The following is a 21,076-nucleotide window of genomic DNA, read 5'->3' as shown; positions in this document are numbered from 1 at the left end:
GCTATTCCAGATTCGTATGATTGCCGCGCATGACGGCGGGTGAGATGTTCAGGCGCTGCCGCAGTTCGAGAATGAGGATTTCGAACAGGATGTATTGCGCGCCTTCATACAACGATCCCATTGGCAGCACAGAAGTTGACGCTCCTTGGTCGTTGGCCATGGTCTGTGCGGGAATGGTGAGAACCGTATCCGCCAGCTTTGCCGCGCCGCCATCCGGCACTGCTGTTACCAACAAGGTGCGCGCGCCGCTTTGACGTGCAACGCCCATCAGCCCGGCCACTGTCGAGAAGTTTCCCGGACCAGCCGAAACCACGAGCAGATCACCTTTGCCCACGGGTGGCGTTGTCATGTCGCCAACCACAGAAGCATTCAAGCCAAGATGAAAGAGGCGCATGGCGAAGCCCTTCATCTGCAGCCCCTCGCGACCGACGCCATAGAGCGCGATGCGATTTGCCGACGCAAGTTCATCCAGCGCGGCGTTCATGTCTGGACGCTTTATTTTAGCAAGGCAAACGCCGAGTTCGTCGAGAGCTTGTGCATAGAGTTCGGCCATCTGCACCACCGAATACGCAATCTGTTGCAAGTCGAGTGGTGGGCCCTTGCGGCAGGCCCACCACCGGCCAAGGCTACGCGCCTCAGCCTTGGGAGGTACTCTTACTGGAGAAGTGCCTTCTTCCCATCATAATAGCCTTCCTTGCCGAGAATTTCCTCGGTACGGGTGCCGATTTCCTTCGAGCCACCTTCGACAGTGACTTCACCAAGCATCATCTTGGTGCCCCACTCTGCGATTACTTCCGAAATCGCAGGCCAAGCAGGGAAACGAGGACGGAATTCCGGCACACCCGCCTGCCACGATGCGACCATCGGCTCGACGAACTTGTACTTCGCCTTGATGTCCGGATCGTTGTAGACCGCCATACGGCCAGAAACACCGCCAGCCTCAACATATGGCTTGGCGATTTCTTCCGATGTCGCCCACTGGATGAACAGCCAAGTAGCCTTCTTCTGCGCTTCGCTCGCCTGAGCGGCGACTGCCAGCGAGAAGCCGCCGAGTGCAGGCAGACGGCCAGCAGGACCTGCCGGTTCCGGCGCAACACCAAGGCAATCACCAAGCTTGGAGGTCGATGGATCAACAAGCGTGCCATAGAAGGCAGACCATTCGGTGATCATCGACACCTGACCCTGTGCAAGCGCGTTCACCGCTTCCGCGTGGTCATAGCTGACGATGCCGGGTGGCATGTACTTCATCAAATCCTGGCGGAAGTTGAGGCCGGCCTGGCTCTCCTTGCTCATCAGGTTGGACTTGAACTCCTTGTTCAGCAGCGAGCCGCCGAAGGGCCAGAGGAAACGCATGAAGCTGTCCGCCGACTGCGTTTCGCCACGCAGCGATTGCAGAGCGAACGCATACTGCTTCTTCGACGCATCGGTGAGCTTCGGCGCGTAAACGTCCTTCAGCTCTTCCCAGGTTGCTGGCGGCTTGTCGAAACCGGCATCCTTGAGTTGGCAGGAATTGTAGAAAAGCAGACCCGAATAGTTGTCGAACGGCAGGCCGTAGGTCGTGCCACCCCAAGTGCCGAACGCGTTGAGCAGAAGCGGGAAGAACCCGTCAAGCTTCAGATTGGGGTCGGTGATGGATGCGTCTTTGGAGAAATTCTCGATCGGATCGATCCAGCCGCTTTCCGCGAATTCGCCGATCCAGACGAGGTCGACCAGCGCCATGGTGAGATCACCCTGCGAGGTGAAGTTCAACACCTGCTTCTCGCGGGTGTTTTCGTAAGGCACGATCTCGTAATTGACCTTGATGCCCGTCTTCTTTTCAAATTCCGGAAGCAGCTTGATGATCGCGCGGTAGCCCGGACGATCAAGGAAAATACCGCTGATTTCAGTGCCTTTAAGCGGTGCTGCCGCTGTTTCGAGCCAATCCGCGAAAGCCGCGGTCGGCATGCTCGCAGTTGCCGCGGCGATGGCCGCGAAACTGGCGCAGATTTTCAACATACGCTTCATTTCACTCCTCCTTGTATGACGGTCCCCGCCTGCTCCGGCGGCCGCATGGAAACGGTTCCGGTTGGGCATCGGCCCAAGCTCTTTTTGTTGAGGGACAGCGGTCACCGGCTCTATCGAAGCAGAACGAAATCAATCCATCCACACTGCGGATGCTTCGTCCAAGCCGCGCGAAAAGCGATTTATCGCAATTCGTGAGCTACCTCCTCCCAACACCCTAGCGATACATTTGTATTTTTGTATTTGCAATAGCATTACCGTGCCTATGTTTGGGCCATTTGCAGAAATTGTTGCAGCACAGAAAAATCGCGGCTATGGATGCGGGCATGAAGATCAAGTCGATCGCAAATGCTTGGTGGTGGGCCTGCTAAGAGCGGCCTGATCCTGCGCGCGTGCGTGAAAATGAGGTGGCCGCAACGGAAATTCCGGGCGGCCATTTGTTTTTTGATGAGTTGCCAGGGTTCCTTGCCTGAGTGTTGGAGACGGGAATGACATTGGAAGTTCTGGACAACGGCGCCGAGCGCTTTACGACCGAGGGGGGTGTAGCGATCACCCGAACGCGGCGCGCGACGACCTATGCAGGCGCAATCGAAAGCTATGTCGATGGGCTGAACAGCCGTCGCGGCGCGGTTTTCTCCTCCAACTATGAATATCCGGGCCGCTATACGCGCTGGGACACAGCGATCATCGATCCGCCACTGGTCGTTACCGCGCGCGGCCGCGTCATGCATATCGAGGCGCTGAACCAGCGTGGAAGGGCTCTGCTCGCCATTGTCGGCAAGGCTCTGTCGGGCCTGACCCACGCCAAGGTTTCACGGCGCGGGGACGATTTGATCCGCGTGGACATCGCAGAGCCAGGCCGTGTCTACACTGAAGAAGAGCGCTCGCGTGCGCCCTCCGTATTTACTGTCCTACGAGCGCTGACCGCGATGATGAAGACGCAGGAAGACGCGACGCTCGGCCTCTACGGCGCATTCGGCTACGACCTCGCATTTCAGTTCGACCCGGTCGATCTGCATTTGGAGCGCCCTGAAGATCAGCGCGATCTGGTGCTGTATCTGCCAGATGAGGTGCTTGTGGTCGATCACTATTCGACCAAGGCCTGGATCGAGAGCTATGACTTCGCCTTTGCCGGAATCTCGACGGAAGGCCTGCCGCGCGAACAGAACGAACAGCCATTCAAGACGTCTGACCGCATACCTGCGCGCGGCGACCACGAACCCGGTGAATATGCAGCGCTGGTGCTTGAGGCGATGGACAGCTTCAAACGCGGCGATCTGTTTGAAGTGGTGCCGGGGCAGATGTTTTATGAGCGCTGCGAAACAGAACCTTCGGAAATTTCACGCAAGCTCAAGTCAATCAATCCGTCGCCCTATTCCTTCTTCATCAACCTGGGCGACGGCGAATATCTGATCGGCGCTTCGCCTGAAATGTTTGTGCGAGTAAATGGTCGTCGGGTGGAGACGTGCCCGATTTCCGGCACGATCAAACGCGGCGACGATGCGATTTCGGACTCCGAGCAGATTCTGAAACTGCTCAACTCCAAGAAGGATGAGTCCGAGCTGACCATGTGCTCGGATGTTGACCGCAACGATAAGAGCCGCGTGTGCGAGCCGGGATCGGTGCGCGTTATCGGGCGGCGTCAGATCGAAATGTATTCACGGCTGATCCACACCGTCGACCACATTGAGGGCCGCTTGCGCGAGGGCATGGATGCGTTCGACGCGTTTCTCTCCCACGCATGGGCCGTGACCGTGACCGGCGCACCGAAATTATGGGCGATGCGCTTCATCGAACAGCACGAGAAGAGCCCGCGCGCGTGGTATGGCGGCGCCGTCGGCATGGTTAACTTCAATGGCGACATGAACACCGGCCTTACGCTGCGCACCATCCGCATCAAGGATGGCATTGCAGAAGTCCGCGCTGGCGCCACATTATTGTTCGACTCAGTTCCCGAGGAAGAAGAAGCCGAAACCGAATTGAAGGCCTCTGCCATGCTCTCCGCGATTCGCGATGCCAAGACCGCCAATGCAAGTGGAACCGAGCGCCAGACCGCCCGCGTGGGCGAAGGCGTGAATATTCTGCTGGTGGATCACGAAGATTCATTTGTTCACACGCTGGCGAATTACTTCCGGCAGACCGGTGCGAATGTCTCAACGGTTCGCACGCCCGTGCCGAACGAAATATTCGACCGCTTGCAGCCCGATCTTGTTGTGCTGTCGCCGGGACCCGGTTCGCCGAAGGATTTCGACTGCGCTGCGACCATCAAGAACGCGCGGCAGCGCGACCTGCCGATCTTCGGCGTGTGTCTTGGTTTGCAGGCGCTGGCGGAAGCTTATGGCGGCGAGTTGCGTCATCTGCATGTGCCGATGCATGGCAAGCCGTCACGCATTCGCGTTTCAAAGCCGGGCGTGATTTTCTCCGGCCTGCCGAAAGAAGTGACCGTTGGCCGCTATCACTCGATTTTCGCTGACCCCGTGCGTTTGCCGGATGATTTCCTGGTCACTGCGGAAACAGAGGATGGTGTCATTATGGCTTTTGAACACAAGAAAGAGCCGATTGCCGCCGTGCAATTCCATCCCGAATCAATCATGACGCTCGGTCAGAACGCAGGCATGCGCATGATCGAAAACGTGGTTGCGCATTTGCCGCGTAAAGCAAAAGAAAAGGCCGCCTAGCGCGGTCTTTTGTTTCTCGACGGGATTAGAATGCCAGAACTCGCGATGGCCTCGAAATCAAAGGTTGCCACCCTGGCGATGTGGTCTATCCCCGTCGCCGTAGCGGTGTTCGCGCTGAAACTCGTGGCGTGGTGGCTGACGGGGTCCGTCGCTCTTTATTCAGATGCGCTGGAATCCATCGTGAATGTGATTGCTGCCGGGGCCGCCTTCTGGGCGATACAGCTGAGCCATAAACCACCAGACCACGACCATCAGCACGGGCATCACAAGGCAGAGTATTTTTCCGCCGTGTTGGAGGGCGTGCTGATTGTAGTGGCGGCGCTGCTGATCCTCAGCGAGGTCTGGAAAGCCTGGGAGCACCCTAGCCCGCTGGAAGAACCGGGGGTTGGCCTTGGCGTCAACGCAATCGCCTCGGTGATCAATGCTATCTGGGCAACCATTCTAATTCGCACTGGCAGACGTCAGCGGTCGCCGGCGCTCGTCGCCGATGGCAAACACATAATGTCCGACGTGGTGACTTCGGTTGGCGTTTTGGCGGGCTTGCTGGGCGCATTGGCTACCGGCTGGCTTTGGCTCGATCCCGCGCTGGCGGCAATTGTTGCCGTCAACATCCTTTATCAGGGATGGCAGGTGATCGGCTCATCGCTGAGCGGATTGATGGACAAGGCCGTCGAGCCGACCGAAGCGATGCACATCCGCGCGGTGATTTCAGCCAACTCGAAGGGCGCGCTTGAGGTGCATGATCTCAAGACGCGCATCGCCGGGCGCGCGACCTTCATCGAGTTTCATCTGGTGGTGGATTCGGACATGACCGTTGGCGAGAGCCACGTGATTTGTGATCGCATTGAGGAAGCGCTTAAAGCGGAAATTCCGAGTGTTCGCGTAACGATCCATGTCGAGCCCGACGACGAAGCGAAACTGCCAAAGGGAACTGTAGCCGTTCCGTTTGCGTGAGGGGTGGTTGCGTAAGACTCTAAGGCTTTGTGCAGTTCCGCTCAGTCCATCCGCTCTTTCAAATCCTCGTCGAGCCAGCGCGACATGAAGTAGTCGAGCTGCTTGTGCCACCACGGCCAATCATGGTCGACATCGCCGCCCCAGTAATCCACCCAGGCGGGAATCTGTTTGGCGTGAAGGATTTGCTCCAGGGAGCGCGTGTCTTCCAACATGCGCTCTTCCCAGGCGCCCTGCCCGCAGCAGAAAATCAGCCGCAATGACCGAAGGCGCGCAAGCACGGCCTTATCGTTCAAGCCCGGCAGATAATCCAGCGGCGAGTTGAAATAGATGTCGCCGCCAAGCTCTGATCCGAAGAAATCGCGCGTAGAATAAACCCCGGATAGCGCGATAACTCCGCAGACAAGATCGGGAAAGCGGAAGACGAAATTCGACGAATGGTAGCCGCCCATCGAGCAACCGGAGAACAATGGCTTAAGTATCCGGCCTCCGTTCGATGCGGATGCGATGGCCGTGATTTCCGGCAATGCCTCTTCCCGGATATAGCGGAAATATGCCTCGTGGCGCGCAATGCGGCGTTCATAGCTGGCGCGCTTGGCGAAGAAGCTTTCACTGTCGATGCCGTCGACTGTGAAAAGCTGTATGCGGCCTTCATCAACGAAACGAGCCAGCGCGCCAACGCCGCCGGAATCCTCGAACTGATAGAAGCGACCTTGAGAGGTTGGGAAAATCACAACCGGACGCCCGGCATAGCCGTAGCGCTTGTATTCCATGTCGCGCCCCAACGCTGAACTGTGGGCCTTGTGATAGGAAATATCCAACTCAAACCTCTTGCTGGATGAAAGCGACTGCCTCGCGCAAAGCTTTGGGGTCTTTTGAGCGCAATTGATAGGCGTAATTGCCCATTGCCCTGCTGAAAATCGGCTCAATCGCGTTGTGCCGCACCACCATGCTCTTAAATGCGCCCATCACCTCATCATGGCTGTGGCGATAACGGTAGTGATTTTTGCGGCTGGCATAGGCGGTGAAGTACTTGCCTTTGAAATTGCCGCTGACACGATTGTTTACAACCATATTCGCCCATTCGGCATAAATGTCGATGTCGTAAGTATAGTTGATCGCGTCGGTCATATAGCCACCGGGCGGTCTGATATTGACCTCCAAAGCGACAATGCGGCCATCTTTCGTCTCGAACAGTTCAATGTGAAAGAAGCGCTCTTTCAGGTCGAACGCCTTGACGATCTTGCGTCCCGCCTCTTCGATTTCAGGCGGGATTTCGGGGCGGCACACATAGCTCATGTGCAGGTTCTTATTGACGACGTCCATGATGGAACCGTCATATTTTGTGCTGGCCGCGAATAGAATTTCACCATCGCGATTCACTAGACCGTCATAGGTGACGACCAAGCCGTCAATGAATTCTTCCATCACGAAGCTGACGCCAGCGGGCTTGATACGGAAGAAATCGTCGAGTTCGCCGGCATTGGAGATTTTATAGGTGTGGGCCGCACCGGCACCGGAATCCGGCTTGACCACGACGGGATAGCCGACCTTGCGGATGAACTCCAAAGCCCCCGAACGCTCGGACGTCTTGCGCTGGGCTATCGTGTTGACCCCGCTCTTGCGAAACGATGCCCGCATGCGGCTCTTGCGCTTGATATTCTTGACGTAGTCCAGCTTGATGCCTTCAATATTGAAGTCGGTGCGAATGCCGGCCTCCAGATCGAGCCAATGCTCATTGAGCGATTCAAAGCGGTCGATACGTCCCCATTTGTGAATGAAATAGCCCATCGCGCGATAGGTGAGATCGTAGTTTTCCATGTCGGCGATGCGATAATATTCGGAGAGTGCCGCGCGCAATTTCGGGTCGAGCGCCTCATAGGGCGCATCGCCAATGCCCAGTACCGTTGCGCCTGCCTTCTTGAGGCGGTCGCAGAAATCGGATCCGGTGTTGGGAAAATGCGGCGAGAAGAACACGAAGTTCATGGATACCCCTCCCAAGGCAGAAGGACACTGTGGCCCATTTGATTGCGCCCGAAAAGCCCAACTCGGCCCTTGTGAAGATGGTTTGTCTCGGTTATTAGGCTCGCATGTCTTCGACGGGTGCAAAAACAATCTCGCGTTCAGCCGCTTTCGCGGTTGAGACTGTGCGCGCACTTGCATCCACCCTACTTCTTCTCGGCCTTAGCGGCGATCGCCGGGCTCGTTGAAGGAGCGCCCGGCGGTCGATGATCCGCCCTGTGCGCCCGCTCCTTGTCAGCACCCCATAACAAACCAAGCTTATGTTTGGCGCATTTGGCAGGTCATCGCGAACCACCCGCGCCGGGAGAAGATAAAATGAACGCACCGCAAACTATGAGCGCCTCGGCCGCCAAGGGTATGCCGACGGCATCGCGGAAATACGAGCCCTATCCGATGGTGGGGCTCAAGGACCGCACCTGGCCAGAGAAGCGCATCGACAAAGCACCGATCTGGTGTTCCGTCGATCTGCGCGACGGAAATCAGGCATTGATCGATCCAATGGGCCATGAGCGCAAGGCGCGCATGTTCCAGTTGCTGCTCGATATGGGTTTCCGTGAAATTGAAATTGGCTTCCCCTCCGCATCGCAGACGGATTTCGATTTCGCGCGCTGGTGCATCGAAGAAGGCAATGTGCCCGATAATGTCGATTTGCAGGTGCTGGTGCAGTGCCGTCCCGAATTGATCACGCGCACTTTTGAATCCTTGGAAGGTGCAAAGACGCCAATCGTGCATTTCTACAACTCGACCAGCGAATTGCAGCGGCGCGTGGTGTTTGAAAAAGACGTGCGCGGCATCAAGTCGATTGCAACAGACGCGGCCAAGATGATTACCGACATGGCGGCCAAGGCTGGTGGTGGCTATCGCTTCCAATATTCGCCCGAGAGCTTTACAGGCACCGAGCTGGAAGTGGCGCTGGAGATCTGCAACGCGGTTGCCGAGATCGTACAGCCGACCGCCGAGAACAGGTTGATCATCAATCTGCCGGCAACCGTCGAGATGGCTACGCCCAACATTTATGCCGACCAGATCGAATGGATGTGCCGCCAGATCGACAATCGCGACAAGATCATTATTTCACTGCATCCGCACAACGACCGCGGAACGGGTGTTGCCGCGACAGAATTGGGATTGATGGCGGGCGCCGACCGCGTGGAAGGCACATTGTTCGGAAATGGCGAGCGCACAGGCAATGTCGACATCGTCAATCTGGCGCTGAACATGTTCACGCAGGGCGTTGATCCCGAGCTGGATTGCTCGGATATTCCGCGCATGAAGGCGGTCTATGAATATTCCAACCAGTTGGCGATTGCAGAGCGCCATCCCTACGTGGGCGAATTGGTTTACACGGCCTTCTCCGGCTCTCATCAGGACGCCATCAACAAGGGCATGAAGGCGCTAACCAAGGCCAACAAGGAATTGTGGGAAGTGCCCTATCTGCCGATCGATCCGCAGGATGTTGGGCGCTCTTATGAGGCGATCATTCGCATCAACTCCCAGTCCGGCAAGGGCGGCATCGCCTATGTCTTGCAGGCAGATTATGGGCTGAACCTGCCGCGCAACCTTCAGATCGAGTTTTCGAAAGAAATTCAGTCGATTACGGATGCCGAGGGCAAGGAAGTTTCCTCCAAGCGCATTCACGAACGCTTCATGGAGGTTTATGTCGACCAACCCGGCGAACGGCTGAAATTCCTCGATCACGCCACCTTTACCGATTCGTCGAACAAGGGCAGGCGGAATCTCGAAGCGACTATCATCGACAATGGCAAGGAAGTGAGCATCACCGGTTCTGGTACGGGCCCGATTGATGGCTTTGTGGATGCATTGTCGCGCCATATCGGCGTGCCGATGTCGGTGTTCGATTATTCGGAGCATTCCATGCATCATGGCTCGAACGCTGCGGCGATCAGCTATGTCGAGATTGAGCATGATGGGAAGCGTACATTCGGGGCGGGCGTGAACACGAACATCGTTGCGGCTTCGCTCGAAGCAATCGTGTCGGCCGCCAACAGGATCCTCGCGAAATCATGACCGAGCTTTACGCCGAAGTTCAACCAGGCAGCGGGATGCCGATCGTCCTGCTGCATGGCTTCGGCGCAACCAGCGCGATCTGGCGGGCTGTGATTGAAAAGCTGCCCGGCCGCACAATCTTCGCATACGACCTGCCGGGGCACGGCAGGTCGCTTCATTATCCGAATGCCGGATCGCCGGGAACGGCAGCAAAGGCGATTGCTGCCGACCTTGCGGAGCGCAAAATCGAGCACGCGCATATTGTCGGGCATTCGATGGGCGGGGCAATCGCCACACTCATTTCAATGATGAACCCCGATTTGCCCGCGAGCCTTACCCTTCTTTCACCGGGTGGTTATGGACCCGAGATCAACGCGCCCCTGCTGCGCCGCTATGGTAGCGCGAGTGATGCCGACACGATTGCGGCTTGCCTGAAAGAAATGTCTGGGCCGGATGCCACGGCTACGAATGAAGATGCCGCGAAGCGAGCAAAGGGCCGTGAGGCGGTCGGCCAGATCGCGATGCTCGAAAAGATCGCGGCCTTGATTACCCGTGATGGGCGGCAGGGTGTAATTCCCGCAGAGGGTATTCAAGCGTTGAAGATGCCCGTTGCCGTTCTTTGGGGGGCGCTCGATAACGTGCTGCCAATCTCGCAGATGGACGCGATGCCAGCGCACTGGACCAAAATCACGCTGACGCGCGCAGGGCATATGCTGGCCGAAGAATGCCCCGATGAGGTGGCGGAACTGATCGCCAAACAGGCCGTTATCTAGCTCCCGAACCTAGCTCTTTTGACTCTGGTGCAATTCACAATTCGCTATGTTAACGCTTTGTTCACCATAGCAAAGCCGTTGAGTGCCATTGTATGAGTGACCCAAACGACAATGTGAGAGTGCTGGACCCCTCACGCAAACTCGCCGAGGCTGTGCGTTCGGTCAAGAACGCCGAGGCCGATCGCGACGATGTCGTGATTGAAATGCGCGACGCCGAGCGGATGCGGCTGGAAATACTCGCCAATGAGCTGGGTCCGATCATTCAGGAAGTGCCTACCGATCTCGACCTGTTTGATTTTGCGCTTTCGTCAGGACTGAAGCCGCGTTTCTGGATCGATGGCGTTAGCCATGTGAGCATGAGCCGCGACAAGCGGACCTATCGCTTTCTGAAAGACACGCGCAATGGCAGGGTAATATTGGCGGAATCCACCGATCCGAAGCCAGTTGCCGATCAGGTTACGCGTTATATTGCCGAGCGCATGGTTGAGCGCGAGCGGATGCTGGAAGGCGGCACGCCTCTCTCCTATCGCGCAAGTGTCAGCCCCAAGCCGATTTCTCGTTATGACGAGCCTAAGCCCTTGCGGGAGACCAGCGCGCCGGTTGCCACCACAACGTCTGAGCCACTGAAAGCTGAGCCTGTTATCGAACCGACGCAGAGCGGCTGGAAATCGTTCGTCTGGGGGCTGATGATCTTTATTCTGGGCGGTCTTTTCGGGCTCGCGATGCTGGCAAACTATCTGTGGGACCGCATCGCCCATCAATAGGCTTTAGCTTTCGACCGTTACAGTCTCCACCACCGGAGCGGGCGCGTGCACCAGGTCGATGCTCTGCAACTCAACCGGCGGCATGGACAGCCCCGTGAGGCCGCGGCGTATCAGCTTTAAAGACCAATGGTTCTTCCGACCACCAATCTCGAACATGTTCCACTGAGCGGCAGGCTTGGCGCCACCCGGCGCTTGCCCCGTGGCGGCAACGCCAATGACAGGGATTGGCCCGGACGGCCCTTGCACGTGAAAGAGCGAGGGGAGATGGGAATGACCGTGAATGACAAGTTCAGCACCGTGACGGAGCATGACGCGCTGAAAGCGACCAATGCCTAGCAAGCGCTTGTGCTGCGGGACCGCCGCTCGAATCGGCGGGTGGTGGATCATGACCACTCGGAAAAGTCCGGCCTCGCGAGTTTTGTCCAGAATTGCACGCAGGCGCGCTGCCTGACCACTTTTGAAATAGCCGCTTGCCATAAATGGAGCAGAGGCGCGCGCGGAGGTTACGCCTATGAGTGCCACATTACCGCGCACACGCAGATACGGAAAAGTTTCCCGGCTAACAGGCGTCGTCTGATCGTCGCCCGTCATCCATCGCTGCCAGGCGCGGCAGCACTTGCCGAATGCGCCCGGCACATAGGCATCGTGATTGCCGGGTACGACTGACACATCGTTGGGATCTCCGAGTGTTTCCAGCCAGAGGCGAGCCATCTCAAGCTCGGCGTCAAGCGCGAGATTCACCAGATCGCCCGTCACCGCGAGGTGATCCGCATTGTGCGCCTTGATGTCGTTCGTGATGGAGGCGACGATTCCATCGTGCAGCGAATGCCGACGATTGCGATGCCAGTTGACGTAGCCGACCATGCGCTTGGAAGCGAGTTCTCGATAGGATATGTCCGGCAACGGACCGAGATGGACATCCGAAATATGGGCGAGCCTGAACATTCCATGCATTTAGGACAGCGCGAGCGTTCTTGTCACCTTTGGATTTTCTGCTGATGGACGATGAAGAAGCACGATTTCGTCAGACCGGCTGGCCTGGGCTGCGCGCCCGGCTCTTTCACACCTACTTTCTGCTGCGCCGACCGATGACACTAGGCGTGCGCGGGCTTGTGCTGAACCGCGAAGCGGGAACAGTTTTTCTCATTCGCCACACCTATGTTCCCGGCTGGCAAATGCCCGGCGGTGGCGTCGAGACGGGCGAGACAATGCAATATTCGTTGGAGCGCGAATTGGTTGAGGAGGGCAATATCGAGATAACCGCGCCGCCCACGCTGGCCAGTCTGCATTTCAACCGGCAGGCCAGCCGCAGGGATCATGTTGCGCTCTTTCTGGTCGAGTCGTTCCGGCAAACCTCGCCAAAGAAGCCTGACCGCGAGATTGCCGAAGCAGGTTTTTTTCCTGTCGGGGATTTGCCCGCTGAAACGACACCCGCGACGCGGCGCAGAATCAACGAGATTGTGTTCGGAGCGCCCGCATCATCCTACTGGTAGGACCATCTCTCTTCTGGACGGAACGTAATTTTGGTGATAGCGGGTTCGCCCAATGAAAATCGTGTCAAAGCAGATCAGAATCGCACGACGACGACCGGCCATCGCCTAAGCGATCGCCCTTCGTGCCGCCATGCGTGCGGCCTTCCTTCTGCTCAATGAGTGACACAATGCTCCCTCTGGACGTTCTCTACCTGCCGGAAGAACCGGCCCACGACGCTGAAATCGAAGCCATTAACGCCGAAGCTTTCGGGCCGGGCCGCTTCGCAAAGGCTGCCTACAAGATCCGCGAGGGCGGGCCGCACGACCGCAACCTTTCGTTCGTTGGTATGCGCAATGACGTCGTTGTAGCGTCGGTGCGGCTGACTCCTGTCACCATCGGCAACGGACGCGCATTGCTGCTGGGCCCGCTGGCTGTTCGGCCCGCGCATAAAAATCTCGGCATCGGGCGCAAACTCATAGCGATTGCGCTGAAAGCGGCAGCAGACGACGGGCATAGCGCAGTTATTCTGGTTGGGGACGAGCCGTATTACGGACCGGTTGGGTTCAAGATGGTTCCGTTGGGACAGATCACCATGCCGCGCCCGGTCGATCCGCGCAGGCTGCTGGTGCATGAGATAACGCCGGGCGCACTCGCCGATCTGAAAGGCGAGATTAAGCATCTCGATCTCGCCTCAAACCTATAGTGTCGCGTTGCATCCAGCGCCGAGGCACCCTAGAGCTAGATTGAAATTTGAACTGTCGGGAGGAACCGCATGATAGCGGAAGGTCAAGTTGCAATCGTTACCGGCGCAGGTTCCGGTCTTGGTGAAGCCACCGCACGGGCGCTTGCTGCCAAAGGCGTTAAAGTCGCCGTGCTGGACTTGGGTCTAGAGCGTGCGGAGAAGGTTGCTGCGTCCATCGGTGGCCTCGCGATCAAATGCGATGTTTCTGACGCAAGCAAGGCAGAAAGTGCGATTGCGCAAGCAATCGCGAAGCTTGGCGCGCCGCGCATTCTCGTCAACTGCGCTGGCATCGTTGTCGGCGCACGCACCGTTAGCAAGGATGGACCGCACCCGCTGGATTCCTTCCGAAAGGTCATTGAGGTTAACCTCATCGGCACCTTCAATATGATCCGTCTGTTCGCCGATCAGGCTTCGAAGCTGGAGCCGCTTGAAGGCGGCGAACGCGGCGTGATTGTCAACACTGCATCGGTTGCGGCCTATGATGGACAAGTTGGGCAAGCCGCCTATTCCGCATCCAAGGGTGGCGTCGTTGGGATGACCCTGCCAATAGCGCGCGACCTTTCCCGCGTGGGTATCCGCGTCATGACCATTGCACCTGGAATTTTCAAAACACCGATGATGGCAGGGATGCCGCAGGAGGTTCAGGATTCGCTTGGTGCCGCAGTGCCCTTCCCTCCACGTCTCGGCGAACCATCAGAATATGCGGCTCTTGCGCTGCACATAGTTGAGAACCAGATGCTCAACGGCGAAACGATCCGCCTGGACGGCGCTATCCGCCTCGCGCCAAAATAAGCAGCGAATGGCCTGACATTTCAGGCGGTGGAGCGAAATCCTTTCGTTTGGAGAACCCGATGAGCGAAAAGAAGGATGTCATCCGCCCAACCGACGCTGAGGCGATAGGCCTTGCCAAGCAATTGCTGCGTACCGCTCAATTCGGTGCGCTGGCGGTTTTGGATCGCGATGATGGCTCACCCTTCGTCAGCCGGGCGGGTGTCGCGACTGCGATGGATGGCACGCCGATTATTCTGGTTTCGCTCCTGTCGCAGCATACGCAAGCCATTCTCGCGGACCCGCGATCCTCGCTCCTGCTTGGCGAACCGGGTAAGGGCGACCCGCTGGCCTATCCGCGCATTTCGCTTATCTGCCGCGCTGAAAAGATAGAGTGCGAGAGCGTGGCCTATGAGCAGGCGCGCCGCCGCTATCTCAATAGGCACCCCAAGGCCAAGCTTTATGTCGGGCTCGGCGATTTCAACTTTTTCGCACTTCGCGTGGAGCGCGCCAGTCTTAACGGTGGGTTCGGCAAAGCTTACCGATTGAGCGGAAACGAATTGCGAACTTCAGGCCCGAACGATGAACTCGAGGAAATAGAACAGTCGACAATCGACCACATGAACAGCGATCATGCCGATGCGGTGGAGCGCTATGCGCAAATCGCCGGAGCTAAAGAAGGACGTTGGCGAGTGACAGGAATCGACGCTGAAGGGGTCGATCTCTCGTCAGAATCGACCATCAAGCGACTCAATTTTCCTCTTCCGCTTGAAAAAATTGACGATCTGCGCGGAACTTTAGCAAAACTTGCGCGTATAGGGGTTGCTAATGATACGTCCTGCTAATACTCCTATAGTTGCATTAGCGGAATTGTAAGTTCCATTTTGTCGTTGCGGTGTGGCGTGCTAGTATTAGCAATTGTGCGGAGTAACATTTCGACGGGTACATGACTGCAATAGCAGGGGCTGTGCGGACGGCTCGTGCAAAACTAATTGGCGGATTAGAATGCTAAACAAACAGAAACCTGACGTGACCGGTGATGCTGCCAAATTTTTGACGGCATTGGGAAACCGCAAGAGGCTAGCAATCGTTGGACACCTTCTCGACGAAGAGATGTCGGTCAATGAAATTGCGGAACAGGTCTCGTTGAGCCAGTCGGCGCTCTCTCAGCATCTCGCGAAACTTCGCGGATTGAATCTCGTGCAGACGCGTCGTGACCGGCAGATGATCTATTACTCCTGCAAGTCGGAAGAAGTGCGCAAGCTTTACAACACGCTGAACGATATTTTCGGCGAAATGTAATTACGCTTCTCGCAGGCGAGATGGACCGGTCTTCGCGGCCGGTCTATTTGCTTGCGTATGAACCAGATAAGAATTGAAGAGCCAAACGACGCGCGCGTAACCGCCTATCGCGATATTAAAGAGCGCGATCTGGTTGGTCGGCAAGAACGATTTGTCGCTGAAGGCAAGGTCGTTCTGGAAATCCTGCTGCGCTCTGAACGCTTTATAGCCGAATCCATCCTGCTTCTGGAACGACGACTGCCGTTGCTGGCGGGTGCGCTTGCGGAGCGACCCGACGTGCCAGCCTACATCGTCAACGATGAGGTGATGAACCAGATCGCGGGCTTTGACGTGCATCGCGGTATTCTGGCAATCGGCAGGCGCAACACTCTGACGACGCCCGAGGACCTGGTTGCGGCGCAGCCGGAGAAGGCAACGCTCGTAGTGTGCGCCGGGATTTCAAATCACGACAATATCGGCTCGATATTTCGCAATGCCGCGGCCTTCGGTGCAGGCGGCGTTCTGCTCGATCAAACCTGTTGCGACCCGCTTTATCGAAAAGCTCTCAGAGTTTCCGTAGGCGCGGTTCTGAAAGTTCCGTTTGCGCGCTTCGACGCTTTGGACGATTTACCGGACATGTTGGATCGGCTCGGTTTCAGGCAGTTTGCGCTGTCGCCCGGCGGCAGCACAGATATTGGCGCAGTCGCGCCCGGTGGGAAGGTGGCGCTCTATGTTGGGGCGGAAGGACCGGGCCTACCCGCTGCGATACTGCAACGCATCCACAGCGTGCGCATACCGATCAGCAAAGAGTTCGATAGTTTGAATGCGGCGGCAGCGACAGCAATCGCGCTGCATCATTTCCCGGTGCTATGATTTCGCACGCTCGCGGCTGACACGCCGAATGCGATCTTCGAGACTGGGCGGCGGCTCCACCGCGCGATCCGGGAATTTGGGGGCCTGCTTGTCCAATGCGCGCATTATCGGCTCGCGCTGGCCTTCGCGGGCGGCCGTCAGCACCACCACACGCGCGGCCAGATCATGCATCGCTTCGCGCATACGCTCGTCGTCCTGCTCCAATTTGGTTTGCAGGTCTTCAATTTCGGCGGTGAGTTGCAGATTTTCCTTTTGCAGTTCGATGACCTTCAAATCTTCGGACACAATTTCCTTCGTGCGGGCCTTGAGCCGCTCGATCTCCCGTTCGCGCCGCGCAATCTTGTCATCGCGATCGCTGAGATCGGCAATCGACTTATCCAGCTTTTCCTGAAGCTCTCGGATGCGTTTACGCTCATATTCGATGCTGTCGGTAACTGACTTGTCCGTCAACTCAACGGTCTCCAGCTTTTTGACGGCGCGTGTGCGCTCACGGCGAAGCTTCGCCATTTCTCGGCCAAGCCGATCCATCTCGGTTTCATTTGCGAGCAACTCCACATGCCGCGCAGTAGAGGTCAACTTCGCTTCTTCATAGAGTTCGCCGAGTTTTCCGAGATCTTCAATCCGGGCGGCCAAGGCGTTTTCGACTTCTTCGGCCTTTGCCGCAAACTGCTTGACGATCTCTTCGCGCACCTGAATCTCGCGCTGGAAATTGTCTTTCAGCGCTTCGAGTTCAATCACACGCGCGCGCAACTGTTCCTTATCGGTCTGCAGCCGGTCGAGTTTGCGCCGTTGGCGGCTGGCCTCAGCAGTTTGCGAGGAGGATTTGGTTCTGGTTTCTGCGAGTTGCATTTCCACACGGCGCAACGCCATAGCATATTCCGCGCGCTGCTGGTCCCGCGACGCGAGCAGTTCTTCCCTTGTCAGCGGAAGTGAAGCTTCGATGCCGCGCCTTGTGAGGCGCACCGCGCGCCGCCAGACAGGCGGCAGCGCAAGCAGCGCCACAAAGGTGGCACACAAGAAGCCGAGCAGAAAAATAATTACGGATTGGATCACTTAAAGGTCAGTGCCTCACTCCAGGATGGCTGTATGTGCCATCAATGGCAGGCGATTCCAATCCTTGGGCCTGCCTTGATGCTCAGAACGGGTTCCAGGTGGGTCGATCCGTAACCTTCAGATAGCCGACATTTACGCCAAGCCGAGCGCCGACGCCGGTGCGAATCGGCACCAGCAGAACGTTGCCATTCTTCATGACGTTAAAACCTACGCCGGCAACCACATAGGCAGAGCCAGCAACGCCACCAAAGCGGTTATAGAGGTTGCTCGTATCGGTCATGTTATAGACCAACATCATCGTGCGCGAACCTTCGCCACCGAAATCCAGCCCGATTGACGGCCCCTGCCAGAACAGGTGGTGATCGCCCGCATTTTTAGTGTAGAGCGTGCCCTCGCCGTAGGTTAGTCCCCCGATCCACGCGCCGGAACCTTCTTCACCCAGCACATAGCCGTTTGGCAGCCCGTAAGAGGCAAAGGCCTTCTCAACGACGCTGGCGAGGCCGCCAGATGTTGCGCCAAAGAACCGATGGCCGGAATCCACGATCTCCTGCATGCTGTATTCGTTCGCGGCGAGTGCAGGCGTTGCCAGTGATATAAGACCGGCGGCCGACAGGATCAGCGCCGAACGGCGGGTTAAATTGCTGCGGTCCATGTTCCTATCTCCGATGCGGAGCATCCTTGAATATGAATGCCGGGCTTTCTCAGCCTATGCTCCCATTACAGGGAAAATTAATCGGAAAATCTTTTCTAATTGTTAACCCTGACAATAAGGACACAACTGATTGTTGCCCATCAGTACCAGTCTAAGTTTAGCCACGTTTCTTGAATGGAAACTGAACGCTGTGTAACCAGAAAATGCTCGAAATAATTTGATTCGGTTCATTGCTGCGATTTTATGGCGGGCAGTATCGCGGGTAAGGAAAAGATAGCGGATGGCTGACCTGTTCACTTTGTCTGCGGCAGATCTTGCTGCGCTCCTTTGCAGCCGAGTTTGCCACGATATCATATCGCCCGTGGGCGCGATTAATAACGGCCTTGAATTGCTCGACGAAGGTGGCGCGGACGAAGACGCGATGAACCTCATCCGGGCCAGCGCGCGCAACGCATCAGCGCGATTGCAGTTTGCGCGCATCGCATTTGGGGCGGCCGGTTCAGCGGGAATGCTGATCGACACCGGCGATGCCGAATCGGTCGCATTGTCTTTCATGAAGGGCGAAAAGCCGGACCTGATCTGGAATGGTGCTCGTGCGCTTCTACCCAAAAACAAGGTCAAGCTGCTGCTGAACCTCATTCTCGTTGCAAATGCTGCCATTCCACGCGGCGGCAAGATCGTCGTTACGCTGGAGGGGCTGGAGACACATCCCAAGTTCCGGCTCGCATCAAGCGGTCCGATGCTGCGTGTGCCTGCAAAGTTTTTGGAGTTGCATTCAGGCGGAAAGCCGGACGAGCCAATCGATGCGCATTCAGTGCAGCCCTATTATACGCTGCTACTCGCCAAGGAAGCCGGCATGACCATTTCGATCCATGCGACTGCTGAAGAAGTGGCATTCAGCGCCGAATAGGCGCTTTTGCCGCAAGCATCTGATTTACAAATAAAAAAGCCGCCCAAAAGGCGGCTTTTTTGTTATTCGACGCGCATCAGGCGCTTTCGCGCAGATCGTCCGGCTCGCGCAACACGTAGCCACGACCCCAGACCGTTTCGATATAGTTCTGGCCGTCCGAAGCCGCATCCAGCTTCTTGCGCAGTTTGCAGATGAAAACGTCGATGATCTTGAGTTCCGGCTCGTCCATGCCACCATAGAGATGGTTGAGGAACATCTCCTTGGTGAGCGTCGTGCCCTTGCGGAGCGATAGCAGCTCCAGCATCTGATATTCTTTGCCTGTCAGATGCACGCGCTGTCCGCCGACCTCTACAGTCTTGGCGTCGAGGTTCACAATCAGATCGCCGGTAGCGATAACAGACTGTGCGTGGCCTTTCGAGCGGCGCACAATGGCGTGAATACGAGCAACCAGCTCATCCTTGTGGAAAGGCTTGGTCATATAGTCGTCTGCGCCGAAGCCCAGACCGCGCACCTTATCTTCGATGCCGGCCATGCCAGAGAGAATGAGAATCGGCGTTTTGACCTTGGAAAGGCGCAGGGTGCGAAGCACCTCATAGCCAGACATGTCAGGCAGATTCAAATCCAGCAGAATAATATCGTAGTCATACAGCTTGCCGAGATCGACGCCTTCCTCACCCAGATCGGTGGTGTAGACGTTGAAGCTCTCCGACTTCAGCATCAGTTCGATGCTCTGTGCGGTTGCACTGTCATCTTCAATCAGCAGAACGCGCATCTAGATCCCCTTCTTCCGCTCAATGCCCCGCCGTTTAATCCCTCGGGGAGAGCAGCTATTGCCAAAACCGAAGCTGCCACGAAATGGTTAACAAAACCTAATTACTTACGCAACGATCAGATTCAATTCTGAAAAAATTAAACCATCTCATTGATTTAGATGGTTAAAGTTTGTTCAGAAATTCACCCGACTACATCAAGAACGCCGCCTAAGCGATTCAATTGACTCTTCACTTTGCCCTTGATGGTAACCATTTCTTTTACGGTGCCTTAAGGGCTTTCCTCTAAGATTAACCATGCCTGTAAACGAATGGTTACCGGCAGAGCGATTGTGAAAGATTTTGTTTGTAAACTGCCTTTGGCCCCAATGGAGGCTCGACTGCTGTCAAAAAGGCGGAACCGGCGTATTTCGGAGTTCGAGACATGAAGTCCTCACGTGAAAATCTGGTCAGGCTGAAGCGCTTTCAGGTTGAAGAAAAGCGTCGCCAGCTTCTGCAATTGGATCAGATGATCGCTGAGTTCGACCGCATGGCCACAGAACTGGAAATGCAGGTGGTGGCTGAAGAAAAAAAGGCGGGAATCACAGATGTGAACCACTTCGCCTATCCAACCTTTGCAAAAGCCGCCCGGCTTCGCCGTGATAATCTCAAGACATCGCAATCGGGTTTGATCGAACAGCGTAAATCCGCAGAATCATTGCTTTCGGAAGCGGAAGCCGATCTGGCAAAAGCTGAATTGCTCGAATCGCGTGATGGGCGCGGTCGCGACGATCACGACATTCGCAACGCCGTCTAACAGTTAACAGCGAATCAAACGGAATTTGAATCGACCGGCTATCGCCGGTCGATTTTTTGCATTCCGCGCATGTTTATGGAACGCGCAGTGTTATCGGTCGCGCAAGATTATGCGCAACAAACCTCAATATAGGGAGCGGTCGCCTGCGCGCCGCTACCCAAAATCTCGGTGCTGATAATTGCGGATTAATGTCGGTATTGCTGGATGCGCGTGGTGCGCAAACCGGCCAGTCCGAATTCTTCGATGGAAGCTTGCCAGGAAAGAAACTCTTCAGTCGTCAGCTTATAACGCTGACACGCTTCTTCGAGGCTGAGCAAACCTCCTCGAACAGCCGCAACGACTTCCGCTTTTCGACGAATCACCCAGCGGCGGGTGTTGGATGGTGGCAAATCCGCAATGGTTAGCGGGCTTCCATCCGGTCCAATAACATACTTGACACGCGGTCTAATCAGATCGGTCATGCTACTCTCAATACAAAACACAAAGGAACCAATCAGGTATCAAGCTAAACAAACAGCTTTAAAAATTGCCTAAGTCGTTGGTAATCGACTGATAAGCTTCG

22 protein-coding genes are annotated in these 21,076 nt (G+C 56.5%); 13 read left to right on the top strand and 9 right to left on the bottom strand.

Going from position 1 to position 21,076, the window contains the following annotated elements; translation table 11 throughout:
* Position 1 precedes the first annotated feature (1 nt).
* Together DY251_RS01850 and DY251_RS01845 are read right to left on the bottom strand one after the other, a co-directional pair.
* Entirely contained in the window at positions 2 to 553 is a 552-nt protein-coding gene (locus tag DY251_RS01850) for an SIS domain-containing protein (protein WP_116622117.1), read from the bottom strand.
* A gap of 101 nt (positions 554 to 654) precedes the next feature.
* Positions 655 to 2,004, bottom strand: coding sequence for an ABC transporter substrate-binding protein (locus DY251_RS01845; RefSeq protein ID WP_116622116.1), 1,350 nt, complete (start codon positions 2,002 to 2,004; stop codon positions 655 to 657).
* Positions 2,005 to 2,489: 485 nt separating this feature from the next.
* On the opposite strand from DY251_RS01845, the gene DY251_RS01840 reads away from it, so the two are divergent.
* Both DY251_RS01840 and DY251_RS01835 read left to right on the top strand, forming a co-directional pair.
* Positions 2,490 to 4,679, top strand: coding sequence for an anthranilate synthase (locus DY251_RS01840; protein ID WP_116622115.1), 2,190 nt, complete (start codon positions 2,490 to 2,492; stop codon positions 4,677 to 4,679).
* A gap of 45 nt (positions 4,680 to 4,724) precedes the next feature.
* Positions 4,725 to 5,633, top strand: a complete 909-nt coding sequence (locus tag DY251_RS01835) for a cation diffusion facilitator family transporter (RefSeq protein WP_170971391.1) — start codon at positions 4,725 to 4,727, stop codon at positions 5,631 to 5,633.
* Between the two features lie 41 nt (positions 5,634 to 5,674).
* Here the strand turns inward: DY251_RS01835 and DY251_RS01830 are convergent, their stop codons facing one another.
* Positions 5,675 to 6,451 (bottom strand): esterase family protein, encoded by a 777-nt coding sequence (locus DY251_RS01830; RefSeq protein ID WP_116622113.1) that lies wholly within the window; start codon positions 6,449 to 6,451, stop codon positions 5,675 to 5,677.
* Between the two features lies 1 nt (position 6,452).
* On the bottom strand, positions 6,453 to 7,616 hold the full coding sequence (locus tag DY251_RS01825; RefSeq protein ID WP_116622112.1) for an ATP-grasp domain-containing protein: 1,164 nt from the start codon (positions 7,614 to 7,616) through the stop codon (positions 6,453 to 6,455).
* Between the two features lie 393 nt (positions 7,617 to 8,009).
* Between DY251_RS01825 and leuA the strand changes: the two genes are divergently transcribed.
* From leuA to DY251_RS01810, 3 genes are all read left to right on the top strand, one after another.
* Positions 8,010 to 9,680: a 2-isopropylmalate synthase gene (gene leuA / locus DY251_RS01820; RefSeq protein ID WP_170971394.1), complete on the top strand. Its 1,671-nt coding sequence runs from the start codon at positions 8,010 to 8,012 to the stop codon at positions 9,678 to 9,680.
* Positions 9,677 to 10,432 carry an alpha/beta fold hydrolase gene (locus DY251_RS01815; protein ID WP_116622110.1) on the top strand — a complete coding sequence of 252 codons (756 nt, stop codon included), beginning with the start codon at positions 9,677 to 9,679 and terminating at the stop codon, positions 10,430 to 10,432. Before leuA ends, DY251_RS01815 begins: the two co-directional genes overlap by 4 nt.
* A gap of 92 nt (positions 10,433 to 10,524) precedes the next feature.
* Entirely contained in the window at positions 10,525 to 11,196 is a 672-nt protein-coding gene (locus DY251_RS01810; RefSeq protein ID WP_116622109.1) for a hypothetical protein, read from the top strand.
* 3 nt (positions 11,197 to 11,199) lie between these two features.
* Here the strand turns inward: DY251_RS01810 and DY251_RS01805 are convergent, their stop codons facing one another.
* On the bottom strand, positions 11,200 to 12,141 hold the full coding sequence (locus DY251_RS01805; RefSeq protein WP_116622298.1) for a metallophosphoesterase family protein: 942 nt from the start codon (positions 12,139 to 12,141) through the stop codon (positions 11,200 to 11,202).
* A gap of 53 nt (positions 12,142 to 12,194) precedes the next feature.
* Here DY251_RS01805 and DY251_RS01800 point away from each other — a divergent pair, with 53 nt between their 5' ends.
* The 6 genes from DY251_RS01800 to DY251_RS01775 all read left to right on the top strand — a co-directional run bounded on the left by DY251_RS01800 (position 12,195) and on the right by DY251_RS01775 (position 16,333).
* Positions 12,195 to 12,689, top strand: a complete 495-nt coding sequence (locus DY251_RS01800; protein WP_116622297.1) for an NUDIX domain-containing protein — start codon at positions 12,195 to 12,197, stop codon at positions 12,687 to 12,689.
* 167 nt (positions 12,690 to 12,856) lie between these two features.
* Positions 12,857 to 13,372 (top strand): GNAT family N-acetyltransferase, encoded by a 516-nt coding sequence (locus DY251_RS01795; RefSeq protein ID WP_116622108.1) that lies wholly within the window; start codon positions 12,857 to 12,859, stop codon positions 13,370 to 13,372.
* 69 nt (positions 13,373 to 13,441) lie between these two features.
* On the top strand, positions 13,442 to 14,203 hold the full coding sequence (locus DY251_RS01790) for a 3-hydroxyacyl-CoA dehydrogenase (RefSeq protein WP_116622107.1): 762 nt from the start codon (positions 13,442 to 13,444) through the stop codon (positions 14,201 to 14,203).
* A gap of 59 nt (positions 14,204 to 14,262) precedes the next feature.
* Complete coding sequence (locus DY251_RS01785) at positions 14,263 to 15,024, top strand: HugZ family pyridoxamine 5'-phosphate oxidase (protein WP_116622106.1); 762 nt, start codon at positions 14,263 to 14,265, stop codon at positions 15,022 to 15,024.
* A 160-nt stretch (positions 15,025 to 15,184) separates the two neighbouring features.
* Complete coding sequence (locus DY251_RS01780; RefSeq protein WP_116622105.1) at positions 15,185 to 15,481, top strand: ArsR/SmtB family transcription factor; 297 nt, start codon at positions 15,185 to 15,187, stop codon at positions 15,479 to 15,481.
* A 57-nt stretch (positions 15,482 to 15,538) separates the two neighbouring features.
* Positions 15,539 to 16,333 (top strand): TrmH family RNA methyltransferase, encoded by a 795-nt coding sequence (locus tag DY251_RS01775; RefSeq protein WP_116622104.1) that lies wholly within the window; start codon positions 15,539 to 15,541, stop codon positions 16,331 to 16,333.
* On the opposite strand, the gene DY251_RS01770 is transcribed toward DY251_RS01775, so the two are convergent.
* Positions 16,328 to 17,386 (bottom strand): coiled-coil domain-containing protein, encoded by a 1,059-nt coding sequence (locus DY251_RS01770; RefSeq protein WP_116622103.1) that lies wholly within the window; start codon positions 17,384 to 17,386, stop codon positions 16,328 to 16,330. The genes DY251_RS01775 and DY251_RS01770 overlap by 6 nt on opposite strands.
* Positions 17,387 to 17,468: 82 nt before the next feature.
* Positions 17,469 to 18,038 carry a DUF1134 domain-containing protein gene (locus tag DY251_RS01765; protein WP_245415814.1) on the bottom strand — a complete coding sequence of 190 codons (570 nt, stop codon included), beginning with the start codon at positions 18,036 to 18,038 and terminating at the stop codon, positions 17,469 to 17,471.
* Positions 18,039 to 18,318: 280 nt separating this feature from the next.
* On the opposite strand from DY251_RS01765, the gene chpT reads away from it, so the two are divergent.
* Entirely contained in the window at positions 18,319 to 18,948 is a 630-nt protein-coding gene (gene chpT / locus DY251_RS01760; RefSeq protein ID WP_116622101.1) for a histidine phosphotransferase ChpT, read from the top strand.
* 76 nt (positions 18,949 to 19,024) lie between these two features.
* Here chpT and ctrA read toward each other — a convergent pair whose 3' ends face one another.
* Complete coding sequence (ctrA, locus tag DY251_RS01755) at positions 19,025 to 19,720, bottom strand: response regulator transcription factor CtrA (protein WP_116622100.1); 696 nt, start codon at positions 19,718 to 19,720, stop codon at positions 19,025 to 19,027.
* Between the two features lie 422 nt (positions 19,721 to 20,142).
* Here ctrA and DY251_RS01750 point away from each other — a divergent pair, with 422 nt between their 5' ends.
* The gene (locus DY251_RS01750; RefSeq protein WP_116622099.1) at positions 20,143 to 20,514 is read left to right on the top strand and encodes a flagellar export protein FliJ; all 372 of its coding nucleotides are present in this window, start codon (positions 20,143 to 20,145) and stop codon (positions 20,512 to 20,514) included.
* A gap of 185 nt (positions 20,515 to 20,699) precedes the next feature.
* On the opposite strand, the gene sciP is transcribed toward DY251_RS01750, so the two are convergent.
* Entirely contained in the window at positions 20,700 to 20,975 is a 276-nt protein-coding gene (gene sciP, locus DY251_RS01745; RefSeq protein ID WP_116622098.1) for a CtrA inhibitor SciP, read from the bottom strand.
* Between the last annotated feature and the right edge of the window lie 101 nt (positions 20,976 to 21,076).

This window comes from Mesorhizobium denitrificans (assembly GCF_003403035.1).
GTDB classification, from domain to species: domain Bacteria; phylum Pseudomonadota; class Alphaproteobacteria; order Rhizobiales; family Rhizobiaceae; genus Mesorhizobium_G; species Mesorhizobium_G denitrificans.
Note: the sequence above shows the minus strand (reverse complement) of the source record. Positions and strands in the feature narration are given on the sequence as shown.